Source organism: Planctomicrobium stercoris, assembly GCF_051465655.1.
Taxonomy (GTDB): Bacteria; Planctomycetota; Planctomycetia; order Planctomycetales; family Planctomycetaceae; genus Planctomicrobium.
This window is the reverse complement of the sequence record NZ_CP195791.1, coordinates 271,066-285,103: the sequence shown is the minus strand read 5'-3', so window position 1 is coordinate 285,103 and position 14,038 is coordinate 271,066. Positions and strand designations below refer to the sequence as shown.

The window sequence follows — 14,038 nt, the reverse complement described above, 5'->3', positions numbered from 1 at the left end:
TCTACTCATCCTCGGGATCGCGAACGCTGAATTCCAGTTTCCACCGCTGGGGGGAATTCGCGCTCACGCACCACAGTTCAAACATCCCCAGTTCGGTGATGACCGACCGGAAGTGAACGGGCACCGAGGTGCCGGCATCGGCTCCTTCCGCGGTCAGGGTCGCTTCCATGGAGTCGGTCTCCATCAGCTCGTCGGCGCTCCAGCTTCGCAGCAGCTCTCCCGGTTGATCGTCCTTGCGGACTGCGGAACTGAAGAAGCGGAAGTGGGCAGGTTCGCCGACGATCAGGCCGAACTCGGCGGAGTCCACATCGACTGCTGTTCCTTCTTCCATGCCGCGAGGGACGACGCACAGGGCGTTGAGGGGCCGCGGGACACCTGGAATCGCCAGCCCCGAGGTCTCGATGCCAACGTAGTAGGAACGGGCGGTTCCCCCCCGGATGCGGACGCCGCCATGATCTTTCGACCAGGCATAGTACGCCGCTCCACGCGCGACCGCGTGATCCAGATCCCGTTCTCCCGCGAGTGCCTTGGGAGGGGCGTCCGGAAACCAGCTCTGCAGGACTTCCAGCAGCCGTTCCGCAATCGCCGGGGCTTTGAACACTCCACCGTTCAGCAGAACATCTGTCGGAACGACGGGAGTGCCGTTCAGTGACTGTTGACGAAGAAACTCGGCCACGTGACGGGTGATTCCCGTTTCCACTTCGAAGGGGAGGCCGATCTGCTGAAACCCGGAGGCTCGCTGTTTCTTCGCGACCGCTCCAAGTTCACAGAAGGGGAGAAATCCATTGAGCAGAAATTCCTGTGTCGATTTTCGATCGAGGTCGATGCTGACCGTTCCGCCGACCAGCTTGCGGCCTCTTCCCAGGACCGCGACGGGATGTTTCTCGGCTCCCCCTTCGCTGAGCAACGCTTCTTTGGCAGCACGACAGGCATGCCAGAGCGAAACCGATTGCCACGGGTCCAGCTGAGTCCCTTTCTCCGCGAACTGGCTTGCTGCGGTGTGGGCGAGTGCGAGGTCCATGTTGTCCCCTCCCACGAGGAGATGGTTTCCGACCGCAACACGGCGGAGTTCCAGCTCGCCCCCTTCCTGTGCCACGGTCACCAGCGTCAGGTCGGTGGTTCCGCCCCCGACGTCAACCACCAGCAGGGTCTCTCCGACTTTCACCAGCTTTCGCCAGCGGTCCCCCACCTGCGCCAGCCAGGCATAGACTGCTGCCTGAGGTTCTTCCAGCAACAGGAAATCTTCAGGGAGCCCAGCAGCGATTGCAGCTTCGCGTGTCAGCTCTCTGGCGCTGGCATCGAATGACGCAGGGACGGTCAGCACCACTCGTTGACCGGAGAGAGGAGCCTTGGGGAACTGCTGTTTCCAGGCGGCTGCAAGATGCTCGAGATACCGTTGCGAAGCAGTGACGGGAGAGACCTTGGGGACTTCCGCTGGAGCGTTCCAGGGAAGGATCGGCTGATGACGATCGACCCGGCTGTGGGCCAGCCAGGACTTGGCACCGCTCACCGTGCGGTCCGGATTCTCGGCCGACTGTCGCCTCGCCCATTCGCCGACCACATAGTCCCGCTTCTTTGCCCACGGTAGATCGAAACCGGGATCGGTGCTGCTTGCCAGATACAGAAACGACGGCAGATTGTCCCGTGTTTCGACAGTGCCTGCGGAGACAAGTTGCGGAATCGGGAGGATTGAAATTTCAGGGAACTCAGCATCTGCGGCAGCATACGCCAGCACGCTGTTGGTCGTTCCCAGGTCGATTCCAATGACGTATTGAGCAGACATGGACGAAAGAGTTTTCAGAGATCAGTGATCAAAATTAGACCAGTTTGGTCTATCATGTGCAGGCGATTCAGGATTTTCACCGCGTGAAAGTCCATATTATCGCCTGCGGAACGTAATAGATTATTTGCAAAACCGCTCTAAAACGGAATTATTTCCCGGACAATTCAACTTCCGCCGGGGCCAGGATGAGACGGGACTCAGGCGAACCGGTCCACTTCGGCAGCTCGCACTGTTCAGCACGCCATCCGGCATGCACCAGCGTTCCGGTGACCGGACGTTTCTCGACGACGTTCCCGATCAGATGGATGCGGGATTCCCCTTCATTCCCCTGAACGGTGAAGGAATTTCCTTCGGTCCCCTCGACGACGGTGGTGATGGAGAAGATGCGCTGAAGGACGCTGCGACATCCACGATGGACTTCCCGGACAGCACTGCCGACCTGCTGATCCGAATAGGATTCGATGTCTTCCTGAAGGAAGTCGATCAGTCGGGCTTCACGCTGAAGCGTTTCCAGAAGTGTCAGGGCGTCGCTGCGGCCGCTCGGTTTGGGGGCAGGAGGAGCTGGCGGTGCGGACTGAGTCGGAGTTGCGGGAGCGTCCGGCTGTGGAGCGCTCGGTGGAGAAGCTTCGATGGCGCGAATCTGCTCGGCCCGGGCGGCGCTGAAGAGCACATCGAAAAAAACCTTGAATGCCAGCCACACGCGCCCCATCACAACCACTTTCCTGCAACGATTTCAAAATTGAGTTTGCCGAACCCCGCTATCTTATCCGATGCAGCACGGCTTTTCACCGCTTGCACCGATGAAAGATGAATCATGAAACCTGGGAAATGGAACCGCGAATCAGGCGAATCTTGCGAATCGTTGATTCTGAGATGGACTTCCGTGTTTGGTGGTCCATCAGTGACGGAATCACAAGATCGAATTTGAAATTCGCCGAATTCGCCTGATTCGCGGTTCAGCACCCCTCTTCTTTTCCGTGAATTCCGGGCCTTCCGTGGTTCAAGCCTTTTGAACCGTCAGCAACGACCGACGGCTACAGATACGGGATTGCCAGTCTCGCCAGCCCATCCCGCAACCGGATCGGGAAGGAGCGGGCCGCCAGATCCGCCAGAGTCATCCGGCGGGCATTCTCGCAGTTCTTTTCGACGAACTCTGAAAGCTGGAAATTCAAATCGGCGTCATAGCACTCGACATTGAATTCGAAATTCAGCCGCAGGCTGCGCGGGTCCCAGTTGCTGGAGCCGACCAGACACCAGTCATCATCCACGAGCATGAGCTTGGAGTGATCAAACGGGGGCCCGGTCTGATAGACCTCGCAGCCTCGGGCGAGCACATGCGAGAGAGGATCGGACGAAGCCCATTGCACCGGCCCGATGTTGTTTTCGGCGGGAAGCAGAATTCGGACCCGCACCCCGCGCATGGACGCCACGTTCAGGGCATTGATGATCGAATCGTCCGGAAGGAAGTAAGGGGTCATGACATCGACCCGCTTCTCCGCAGCTGTGATGGCTCCCAGAATGGAAAGTCGAATCGCGTCGAAGTTGCTGTCGGGCCCATCGGGAATTCCGCGGGCACGGACGTTGCCACAGCGTTTGGGCGGAGCAAACCAGGTTTCGTTGAACAGTTTTTCGTCCGTCGTGAAAGCCCAGTCGGTGACGAAGGCTTCCTGGAGATGGCTGACGACCGGGCCGTCGAAGCGGAAGTGAATGTCGTGCGTATGGTGATCGCAGGGCCAGTCCCCCCGGCAACTCGCGCGGATATTCATTCCCCCCGTGAAACCGATAGCGCCGTCGACGACCATCAGCTTGCGGTGATTTCTCAGGTTGGCGTAAGTCGGCAGTCGGGGGCCGATCGTCGGAAGAAATGTCGCTGCCGGAATGCCAGCTGCTTCCAGCGGATGCAGGATGGACGGTTTGGAGTAGCGGGCACCCACAGCATCGACCAGGACCCGGACTTCGACACCCCGCTCGCGGGCCCGAGCAAAGGCAGCGACAAACTCCTGCCCCGCGCGATCGTTATCAAAGATGTATGAGCCGAGGCTGACGGACTTTTGTGCCTGATCAATTGCGCTGAGCATTTCCGGGTAGGCCTGTTCCCCTCCGACGAGGACCTTGACCGCGTTTCCACCGAGCAGTGGTTTGCCGGTGACATGAGTCACCACTGCGTCCAGCCTGCCGGAAAATGGGAGTTGCTGACGGGAGATCTCGTTATCGAGGAAGCGACCTTTCCTCAGAGCTTCGCGGAACCGGTGGTCCATCCGCTTCTGGATCCGTTCCCCTTTTCGCTGAATTCGATTGATTCCAAAACAGAAATACAGAGCCGATCCGACAAATGGAGAAAGCCAGATCAGACCGACCCAGCCGATCACGCTTTGCGTCTCGCGCTTCTTCAGGATCGCGTGCATGGAGGTCAGAATGGCCACGGATCGTTCCGCGATGGCCAGTATTACCAGCAGCCAGTAGGGCAATGAGCCTTCTGTCAGGTGCATGTGTGCTCGTCGAGTTCAGTACAATTATCAGAAGGGCCGGTTGTGTCGATCCTGACGCCCTGCACGCGCAGACGCTGCGTCATCAGCTGCGATCGAAGTCCGGCGGGAGACTCTTTTTTCAGCTGGCCCTGACCGGCAGGTGTTTCCGGATCTAAAGTTCATCCAGCAAACTGTAATCACTCGGTCCGTCGTTGGCGCGAAGAATCCGTTTCTTCAATCGGATTTTGGTCTGCTGACCGCAAATTTCAACGGCCGTGAGTTTTCTGCGAGACGTCTGATGATTCAAAAAGCGATTGTTTTGATCGGCCTGTTTCTTCTCAGCATCCCGGTCAGTTTCGGCTGGGACGCGATCCCCGCTTCCGGGCAGGGCTTTCCGATCGATGGAATTCTGCCGAAGAAAGAGACAGGGGCGCTGCGGTTCCTGCAGCAGCATCCGGAGTACGACGGCCGTGGCGTTCTTGTCGCTATTTTCGATACAGGCGTTGATCCCGGCGCTCCCGGCCTGTCTGTCACCACGGACGGTAAGCCGAAAATTGTGGATCTGATTGACGCCACCGGCAGCGGCGACGTTCCTCTCTCGAAGAACCATGAGGCGAAGGAGGGTGTTCTCACCAGTCTCACCGATCGCCCACTCAAGGTGAACCTGGACTGGAAGAACCCCAGCGGGCAGTTTCATCTGGGGGTCAAGCCAGGTTACGACATCTTCCCGCCCGAGTTGGTGGAGCGGCTCACGAAAGAGCGAAAGCGGAAGTTCGAACTGCAGCAACGTGCCCTGGAAGCGGAGCTGCGCGACCAGCTGGAGCGGATCAAACAAGGGGACGACAAAAGTCTCTCAAAGGTCGAGTGCGAAGCGCGTCTTAAGGAGTTGACGCAGGCGTGGAAGGACTATCAGGATCCCGGTCCGGTGTATGACTGCGTCGTGTTTCACGACGGCGAGCACTGGCGGGCTGTGATCGACACAGATGAAGACGGCGATCTGTCCGACGAAAAGGCCCTGACGAATTATGCCGTCGAACGGGAGTTCGCATCCTTCAGCGACGCCTCTCGTCTGAACTTCTCCGTGAACATCTATGAAGAAGGCGAACTGCTTTCGATCGTCACGACATCCGGAGAGCACGGAACGCATGTGGCGGGAATCGTGGCCGCACACGACTCTGCCCATCCGGAGCGAAACGGCCTGGCCCCGGGAGCGCAGCTGGTGTCGATCAAGATTGGCGACACCCGCATGGACAGCATGGAAACCGGAACTGCCCTCATGCGGGCGCTGCAGGCGACAGTGGAACATCGCTGCGATCTGATCAACATGAGCTATGGCGAGCCGACCAGCGCTCCCAATCAGGGAGCGCTGATTGACGCGTTCAATGAAATCGTCCGGGAGAAAGGGGTGATCTTCGTGGCGTCAGCGGGGAACGACGGTCCGGGGATTTCCACCGTCGGCGCTCCCGGAGGAACGACATCGGCGCTGATCGGCGTGGGAGCGTACGTTTCCCCCGAGATGATGGAGGTTGAATATTCGCTGCGTGATCCCGGACCCGGACAGGCCTACACCTGGAGTTCTCGCGGGCCGACGATGGACGGGGCTGCGGGGGTCGACATCTTCGCACCCGGAGGAGCCATCGCGCCGATTCCGGCCTACGCACTCCAGCCGGGACGGCAGATGAACGGGACATCCATGGCATCACCGAATGCCTGCGGAAACATCGCCCTGATGCTGTCCGGTTTCAAAAATCTCAATCAGACATACACACCCATTTCGGTTCTCCGAAGCCTGCAGGCCACTGCTGAGCAGCTTCCCGACATCGACAGTCTCGCTCAGGGGCCGGGACTTCTGCAGGTCGATCGCGCGTTCGAACATCACACACAGTGGAACTCTGCTCCCGGTCAACATGTGGAGCTGGAAGTGACGATCCCCAACCGCCGGAACGCACGGGGAATTTATCTGCGTGAGCAATTCGAGACGGACCATGTCTACGACGGAGAGTTGCGGATTGAACCGTATTTCTCAGTGGATGCCGATCCTCTCCGGAAACTGGAATATGAGATTCCGTTGAAACTGGTCGCGACTGCCGACTGGATTCATCTCGGAGAACACTTGCTGCTGGCGAGCGGGGAAGACCGGATTCCGGTCCGAGTTGACCCCACTCAGCTCGAGCCGGGTCTGCATGTGGCGGAGATCCTTGGATTCGACGCCAGCCAGCCAGAACGGGGACCGCTGTTCCGGACATCCGTGGTGATCACCAAGCCGGAACCCGTGGAAGAAAGTCAGTGGGAAGCGAACTTCGAATCCGATCGTGGACGTATTGCGCGTCATTTTCTCAGCGTCCCGGCCGGGGCCACGTCGGCCACGCTTCGCTTCAAACGCATCGGCGGCGACGCCTTCGGAATCTTCGTCGTGCATGCACTGCAGCTGTCCCCCGGCGAGTCCTTTGAACAGCATGACACGAAATTCCCCATTGGTTTGCTGGATCAAGCGAATTTCGAACGATCGATCCCCGTGCTGGGGGGACGGACCCTGGAACTCTGCATTGCCCAGTACTGGAGCAATCCCGGAAATTCTGAACTGCAGCTCGAGGCAACGTTTCATGGACTCACTTCGGATCAATCTCGAGTCGTCCTTCCCGGCGACGCAGCTTCAATTCCCGTCGCGGTGACCTCGAACCTGCGTGTCGAGAAATGTTCCCCTTCAGCGTCATTGACCCGCTGGGAGCGGCTGCTTGCAGCGACATCAGCAACGGACTCTCTGCTCACGCCCGAACGGGATGGCCTGTGGGACGGCCGACGCATGTCCCAACTGGTGCTGACTTATGAACTGAATCTGCCGGCCGACGCTCAAGTCACGATTGAATGCCCGGAGCTGAAAGGACTTTTGTACGAGCTGCCAATCGACTCTTTCAGGATGCTGGTCTTTGATGAACATCAGCAGTTGATCCACAGCGACGACACGCAGGCAGAAGCGTTTTCATTGAAGAAGGGAAAGTACACGATCAAGGTCGAATTGCGGGATCTGGATCGCGAGCATCTCGAGAAGTTTGAGTCTCTGGTGCTCGTCGCCGGTCAGTCTCTGGCGTCGCCGGTCACAGTTTCGATTGATGACAACCGCACAAAGAATCTGCTGGATCTCAATGAATTCGGCGAACAGACTCTGGCTGTGGGAACCGGGACCACTCTCTTCCTGCATCTCCCCTCGGACGCCGAGCTTCCCGAATCGATGGAAACAGGAGACCGTCTGACCGGGGAGTTGAAACTGGCGGGTTCACAGATCACCAGCATCCCGTTGCTCTACGAATACAAGGAGTCCGCTCCGGAGAAGGAAGAGTCTGCCTCTGAAGAAAAGTCAGCAGCGAAGGCTGAGACGTTCGATCTCAAAACGGCGCAATTGCAATTCTGGTTGACCAGCATGAAGTCGTTGAGCTGGCCGCAGGATCAGGCGGCGATCGATGAACTCTTTCAGCGTGTAATCGAAGAGGACCCGGAGAACCGTGAGGCGAGAGTCATCCGTCTGCATCTGCTCGACAACAATGAGCGTGAACAGCGGTTGCCCGAGATCGTGGCAGCTGCGGACGATGTTTTGAAACTGATTGATCAGAGGAAGCTGCGACGGTACTTCGCACGGCGACGCGAGAACCTGAATGAAGAGCAGAAAAAAACTTTGAAGGATCAGGAATCGCAAAAGAAGGATCTGCTGGACGCCCTGTATCGGAAGGGGCGGGCGGTCGGCTACATGGAACTCCCGGAGGTCGTCGGGAAGTATCCGGTTCTGGAAAAGGGAGAGCAGGAGAAACTCTTCGAAGCGACATACAAGGATCTGGCCAGCTGGGTGGACATGAATGGTCCGGATTACTTTCTCCTGAAGATCCGGCGGGAACGGCGGCATCAGAATTTTGGTCAGGCCCTGGAGCTGCTCAATTGGACAACCAAGACCTTGCCGGAAAAGGAACTGTATCTGGAGAAACGACGGATCCTGTACGGACAGCTCGGCTGGAAGGCCTGGGAGCAGAATCAGCAGGCGTGGATCTGGAGAAAGTTTCCAAAGATGGAAGTCCCGTTCTGAATTGGGATCGAAGAGGAACCACGGAAAGCACGGAACTCACGGAAGAAATCAGGGGACTTGGGGCAACCGCGAATCAAGCGAATAGAGCGAATTGATTGTCACGGCTGGCTGATACTGAAGAAATAGATCAGTCGATCACAACTGGATCCCTCTCAGATATTTTCGTGGGGCGTCCTTGTCGCAGGTCGGAGTCCCAGTGAAGTCATTCGCCAAATTCGCGAGATTCGCGGTTTACACTCATTTCCATCTTTCCGTGAATTCCGTGCCTTCCGTGGTTAAAACCCTCCGGACCACTTCTTCACCCGGGCCATCCGCTACATTCGCCCGGTTGTGAGGGTTGTGCTGACTGTTGTGTTTCCTCTGAATCTGAAGCTCGTTCTGGTCGATTGTGCAGGAGAAGGCACCGGAGACATTTCCGGGTCGGTGTGCTTTGATCGCTCCATCAGCACTCAGAAACAATCTGATGTCCCGAGAACGTCTGAACCTGTCCTGCCTGTGCTTCATGCTCGGCTGCCTTCTCTGCATCAGCAGCTGTCGGAGTGGAGGGGACACGGTGAAGCTGGAATTCAGCCAGGATGCACCGGTGTGGACCGACGCTGTCCCCGTTCATCTTCAAGAGACCAAGTAAGCCTGCGGACGCATCGGGGGATGCTTTTTTGTTTTTCGGCGAATCGATAGAATCTCGCGGAAATATCGAATCAGTCGTTTTCTACCCCCTGTCACGCCCGCTGCGACCTGCCCGGAGCAACTGTCGGCTCCGTAGCCAGTCTGAAGGCGAAGTGGAAAGTCTCACCTGCCATGGCCGAATACTTCCCGAATGTCTCCAAGATTCAGTACGAGGGGCCGAAAAGCAAGAACGCTCTGTCGTTCAAACATTACAACCCTGAGGAGGTTATCGAAGGGCAGTCGATGCGGGATCTCTTCCGCTTCAGCGTCGCCTATTGGCATACCTTCCGCGGGACCGGCAGCGATCCATTCGGGGCCGGGACCTTGAGCCGTCCCTGGGATGATGGTTCGAACTCGGTGGAAAACGCGATCAAGCGGGTCGATGTCGCATTTGAATTCATGACGAAACTGGGAGCGGACTTCTACTGCTTTCACGATCGGGATATCTCGCCGGAAGGGGCGTCGCTGAAGGAGTCGAACGCCAATCTGGACAAGGTGGCAGCCAAACTCAAAGAGAAGCAGGGTGAGACAGGAATCAAACTGCTGTGGGGAACCGCGAACCTGTTCAGCCATCCCCGCTACATGCACGGCGCGGCCACCACCTGCAACGCCGACGTGTTCGCCTACGCAGCTGCTCAGGTGAAGAAGGCGATTGAAGTCACCCATGAACTGGGGGGCGAGAACTATGTGTTCTGGGGCGGACGGGAAGGTTACGCGCATCTCCAGAACACCAACATGCAGCGGGAACTGGCTCACCTCGCCAGCTTCATGCACATGGCCCACGATCATGCGAAATCGATCGGTTTCACTGGCCAGTTCCTGTTTGAACCCAAGCCCAAAGAACCCACGAAGCATCAATACGATTTCGATGCAGCTGCCTGTCTGAACTTCATCGGACGCAACGGTCTGGATGGAATCATCAAGTTGAATCTGGAGACCAACCACGCCACGCTGGCGGGTCACTCCATGATGCATGAAATGGAATATGCCCGCATCCACAATGCACTCGGTTCGATCGACGCCAACACCGGCGATCTGCTTCTGGGCTGGGACACTGACCAGTTCCCGACCGACATCTACCTGACCACACAGATCATGCTGGTGCTGCTGGAACAGGGGGGATTGAAGCCAGGCGGAACGAACTTCGACGCCAAAGTCCGCCGTGAGAGTTTCGATCCGGTCGATCTGTTCCACGCCCATATCGGCGGCATGGACGCGTTCGCCCGCGGTGCCAAGATCGCTGCAGCTATCCGCAAGGATGGCCGGCTGAGCAGCTTTGTGAAGGAACGTTACAGCAGCTTCGACTCAGGAATCGGGCAGAAGATCGACACCGGGAAAACCTCGTTCGCGGAGCTGGAGAAGTACATCCTGGAGAAGGGCGAAGCAGCCCCCAACGCCAGCGGCCGCCAGGAATGGCTGGAAAACCTGATCAACGAATTCATCTGAGTTCACAGCCTCATCGATCGAGAATGCACAAGGCAGCCTGAGACCGGGCTGCCTTTTTTGAAGTCGGATAAGTTGTAAACACAGAGATGAAATAGGGTTCATTCTGCCATGTAAGCGTACAGAGCCTCTTCTGGAAATGCGATCGATGTTCCGACTTCGATTTGCACGGAGAAGACCCTGCGATACAGCTCGTGCAGGATTTCGGGGAATCGTTCGTGATTATCGAATGCCATGAACGCCATCCAGCTATGTTGAGGATTGACCAGCCAGCGTCCAAACCACCTTTCCGCGAGGCGATCTCGTGGCTCCTCGCCCCATGGTTCCAGAAATGCGACTGCGAGGTAACTCCGTTGCAGGGGAGATAGAACTGGAGAAGTAGTTTCAATCCACTCGCACATTATTTCGCACATGGCGTGTGCAGTCGCCATCGTTGTTAGATTGGGAGTGGATGAGATTGCAGCAAACAGTTCCGCGAATTCTGTGAACACGAGATGTGAATACTCAATGTCTTCAGTTTTTGTGACAAGGAATATCCGCCACCGATCCAGCAACTGTCTTAATGATTCAACTCGTGCTTCCGATGGCAGCTTGTCATTGCTCACTTCGACGTACAGATCGAGTACGCATTGATAGTACTCGTCGACGTACTCATTTTCGCCGTGGGGGGTCAGGATGACAGGCTGACTTCTTTCTGATGTCGTGTCCATGAGAAGGAGCCCGGAGTTGTGCCGCAGAGACCGTGATCTGTTTCAGATTATGTAAGTGCCACAACCACCCGGCCGACGTTCTCTCCCTGCAGAATCCTCTTCACAAACCCGGGGAGTTCTTCCAGCGTGGCGAGCGTTCTGATTCGGTCCAGATTTTGAAGCTTCCAGTCCTGTGCCAGCTTTTGCCAGAGAGGGGCGCGGAGGTCATCCGGGCACCAGGCGGAATCGATTCCCGCCAGCGTGAGACCCCGCAGAATGAACGGAAAGACCGTCAGCTGCAGTTCGTTTCCACCCGCCATTCCACAGCAGGCAACGCAGCCGCGATGGGCGATCATTTTACAAAGCGTCGCCAAAGTGGCACCTCCGACCGAATCGACTCCACCTGCGAACCGACCGTTCAGTAGCGGGCGGGGCTTGGCTTCCGTCAGCAGATCACGCCCGGCCACTTCGCTGGCACCGATCGACTTCAGCCAGTCATGCTGTTCCGCCTTCCCTGAAACTGCGACTGTGCGAAATCCGAGCTGGCTGAGGATCATGATCGCCAGACTTCCCACCCCGCCGGTGGCCCCGGTCACCACAATCTCTCCCTTCTCAGGAGTGAGACCTTGATGCAGCAAAGCCTGAACACACTGAGCAGCTGTGAAGCCGGCGGTTCCAAGGGTCATCGCCTCAAGAGCCGTGAGTCCTGAAGGAAGTGGGACCAGCCAGTCGCCCGGAGCGCTGAGCAGTTCCCCCCAGCCCCCCCAGCGTTCGACTCCAAACTCATGCCCTGTGGCGATCACTTCATCACCGGGCTGAAATCTCGCATCGCTGCTTTCCAGAACCGTGCCGACAGCATCAATCCCCGGGACATGCGGAAGAGTCTTGGCGATGGCAGGATTGGCGGTGGCTGCCATGGCATCCTTGTAGTTCAAGGATGAGTAGCGGACCTTCAGGAGAACGTCCCCGCTGGGGAGTTCGCTTCGATGGTGCTCTTCAATCCCGGTGGCGACGTCCCCATTCGCCTCTTTACGGACCATGAAGCAGCGAAAGCGGTCTGACATGGTTACTTGCCGAGTCCAGAGATGATCGAAGCTGCGGTCTCTCCCGGGTCGTCCGAGACTTCGTCGGGATCATCCGGCGGAATGTAGGTGTACGTGCCGCTGTTTCGTTTGGCGATTTCCAGCAACAGGTTTTCGCCCCGGTTGTCGCTGAAGCCGATGGTGTGAATGGGAACGCCGGTGTAGTTGGCTTTCGTCACTCCCGGGACGACAGAGAAATCGAATTCCCCATCGGTCAGGAAGTAGATCTGATCCGGCTCCAGCTGCAACGCGAGTAGCAACGCCTGCTCCGGCATCGTCTGACCAGACGCCACGAACGTCGACATCCAGGAGAGATACCGTTTTCGAACCGCCGGTTCACCTTCCATCATGCGATTGGCAGGCATGGGGAAGGCGCCGTCGCTGAAAAAGATGATGAAGAACTTTTCGTTCTCGGTCATGCCGCTGATCGTACGGACCAGTTCCAGCTTCACCCGGTTAAAGCGTGTCTTCATGGGGCCGGGGTGAGGCATGTTCATGCTGCGGGAGGCATCGACCACAAAGACGGTGCTTTTCCCTTTCACCTTCAGACCGAAAAAGCCCCCCTTGCCTCGGCCGGTTCCGTTCCCGCCAGTCCCATGTCCGTCGCCGTTACCAGAGCCGCTCCCCTTTCCAATTCCTTTTCCGGAGACCTTCCCGGACTTCCCGCCGCCGACTTTCTCGGACATCGAATGTGATCCGATTCCGGTATCGCTGATCAGGAAGGAGGAGCCCAGGTCCGCAAGCTGCACCGCAGATGACTGGTCTGCGGAACTGTCCGCCATTTCGGTCAGCTGCAGGTCGGGACTGTCACCCGCTGGTGCCGGGTCTTCAAGGTCGTAAAACAGACTCGTATCCGATCCTGCAAACGCCTCGCCATTGACAACAGTGTCGATGAACTCGCCGCGAACCCCGAAGGTTTCTGCGGGAGTACCCGCTGGAAGAATCAGGGCAGCGAGAAGTCCCAGGGCGGACAGGTGGAGGATCAGCGACCCTCCCAGCGAAAACGAAATCATCCAGGTCGTCGGTGCGATCGACATCGCCTGTTCGGACGTATCTGGTGAATTCGACATGGGAGACGGTTTTCGGAACCGATCGGGGAGTTCAGGCCGTGACGCCCTCGGAATGAGAGCGGACAAGGGCCTGTCACAGGGCAAATTCCGCTGCAAGCAAATTCATATTCGAGAATTAGATCGGCAAGACCCGGCCCGGCACTCGCCAACAAATACAGTAGCCCTGCGAAAAGACCGATGCAAAGGGAATTCAGTCCGGCAAGCCGGTTTCTGATTGTTAAATTCCCTTGTCGGAAACGGTTTTCGTCGCGGAAGATCAACAATGCCTGAGGAAATGTTCAGGCGGATTCACCCCCAGCGAGCATGTCATGCCCACGAACTTCACCCTGCCGGAAACCACGCCAGTTGGTCATGATGCAGATCGCGTGATTGTTTATTTCGATGGAGTTTGCGGGTTCTGCAACGGCGTTGTCAATTTTTTGATGAAGCATGATCCGCGAGGAAAACTCGTTTATGCTCCGTTGCAGGGAGAGACTGCCCGCCACCGCCTGGAATCGGCGGATATCAACAATCTCAATACGCTGGTGGTCACGATCGGCGATCGGACCTACCGTCGATCGGCTGCTGTCGTGCGGATCCTCTGGCAGCTTGGAGGATTCTGCTGGCTGCTGGGATGGATGCTGTGGCTCATTCCCAAACCGCTCCGGGATTTAGGTTACGGAATTGTGGCGAAGTTTCGTTATCGTCTGTTTGGCAAGCACGAAAGCTGCCGACTGCCGACGCCGGAAGAAAGGGACCGGTTTCTGTCGTAAGCGTCTGGACCGG

Annotated in this window: 11 protein-coding genes; 4 read left to right on the top strand and 7 right to left on the bottom strand. The window is 57.5% G+C overall.

Annotated features, from left to right (window positions below):
- Position 1 precedes the first annotated feature (1 nt).
- The 4 genes from SH661x_RS01180 to SH661x_RS01165 form a co-directional block, all read right to left on the bottom strand.
- On the bottom strand, positions 2 to 1,783 hold the full coding sequence (locus SH661x_RS01180; RefSeq protein ID WP_437227220.1) for an Hsp70 family protein: 1,782 nt from the start codon (positions 1,781 to 1,783) through the stop codon (positions 2 to 4).
- Between the two features lie 148 nt (positions 1,784 to 1,931).
- Complete coding sequence (locus tag SH661x_RS01175) at positions 1,932 to 2,492, bottom strand: DUF2760 domain-containing protein (RefSeq protein ID WP_437227218.1); 561 nt, start codon at positions 2,490 to 2,492, stop codon at positions 1,932 to 1,934.
- Positions 2,492 to 2,746, bottom strand: coding sequence for a hypothetical protein (locus SH661x_RS01170; RefSeq protein WP_437227216.1), 255 nt, complete (start codon positions 2,744 to 2,746; stop codon positions 2,492 to 2,494). Before SH661x_RS01170 ends, SH661x_RS01175 begins: the two co-directional genes overlap by 1 nt.
- Positions 2,747 to 2,817: 71 nt before the next feature.
- A complete protein-coding gene (locus tag SH661x_RS01165) occupies positions 2,818 to 4,272 on the bottom strand; it encodes a phospholipase D-like domain-containing protein (RefSeq protein ID WP_437227214.1) in 1,455 nt (484 codons plus the stop codon).
- 277 nt (positions 4,273 to 4,549) lie between these two features.
- On the opposite strand from SH661x_RS01165, the gene SH661x_RS01160 reads away from it, so the two are divergent.
- The 3 genes from SH661x_RS01160 to xylA all read left to right on the top strand — a co-directional run bounded on the left by SH661x_RS01160 (position 4,550) and on the right by xylA (position 10,435).
- Positions 4,550 to 8,323 (top strand): S8 family serine peptidase, encoded by a 3,774-nt coding sequence (locus tag SH661x_RS01160; protein ID WP_437227212.1) that lies wholly within the window; start codon positions 4,550 to 4,552, stop codon positions 8,321 to 8,323.
- A gap of 463 nt (positions 8,324 to 8,786) precedes the next feature.
- Positions 8,787 to 8,951, top strand: a complete 165-nt coding sequence (locus SH661x_RS01155; RefSeq protein WP_437227210.1) for a hypothetical protein — start codon at positions 8,787 to 8,789, stop codon at positions 8,949 to 8,951.
- A 170-nt stretch (positions 8,952 to 9,121) separates the two neighbouring features.
- Positions 9,122 to 10,435 carry a xylose isomerase gene (gene xylA, locus SH661x_RS01150; RefSeq protein WP_437227208.1) on the top strand — a complete coding sequence of 438 codons (1,314 nt, stop codon included), beginning with the start codon at positions 9,122 to 9,124 and terminating at the stop codon, positions 10,433 to 10,435.
- 98 nt (positions 10,436 to 10,533) lie between these two features.
- On the opposite strand, the gene SH661x_RS01145 is transcribed toward xylA, so the two are convergent.
- Genes SH661x_RS01145 through SH661x_RS01135 form a run of 3 tightly spaced genes read right to left on the bottom strand, consistent with a single transcriptional unit; the run spans position 10,534 to position 13,273 of the window.
- Positions 10,534 to 11,142, bottom strand: a complete 609-nt coding sequence (locus tag SH661x_RS01145; protein WP_437227206.1) for a hypothetical protein — start codon at positions 11,140 to 11,142, stop codon at positions 10,534 to 10,536.
- Positions 11,143 to 11,189: 47 nt separating this feature from the next.
- Entirely contained in the window at positions 11,190 to 12,185 is a 996-nt protein-coding gene (locus SH661x_RS01140) for an acrylyl-CoA reductase family protein (RefSeq protein WP_437227204.1), read from the bottom strand.
- 2 nt (positions 12,186 to 12,187) lie between these two features.
- Positions 12,188 to 13,273, bottom strand: a complete 1,086-nt coding sequence (locus tag SH661x_RS01135) for a vWA domain-containing protein (RefSeq protein WP_437227202.1) — start codon at positions 13,271 to 13,273, stop codon at positions 12,188 to 12,190.
- 308 nt (positions 13,274 to 13,581) lie between these two features.
- Between SH661x_RS01135 and SH661x_RS01130 the strand changes: the two genes are divergently transcribed.
- Positions 13,582 to 14,025 (top strand): thiol-disulfide oxidoreductase DCC family protein, encoded by a 444-nt coding sequence (locus SH661x_RS01130; RefSeq protein WP_437227200.1) that lies wholly within the window; start codon positions 13,582 to 13,584, stop codon positions 14,023 to 14,025.
- The last annotated feature ends 13 nt before the right edge of the window (positions 14,026 to 14,038 follow it).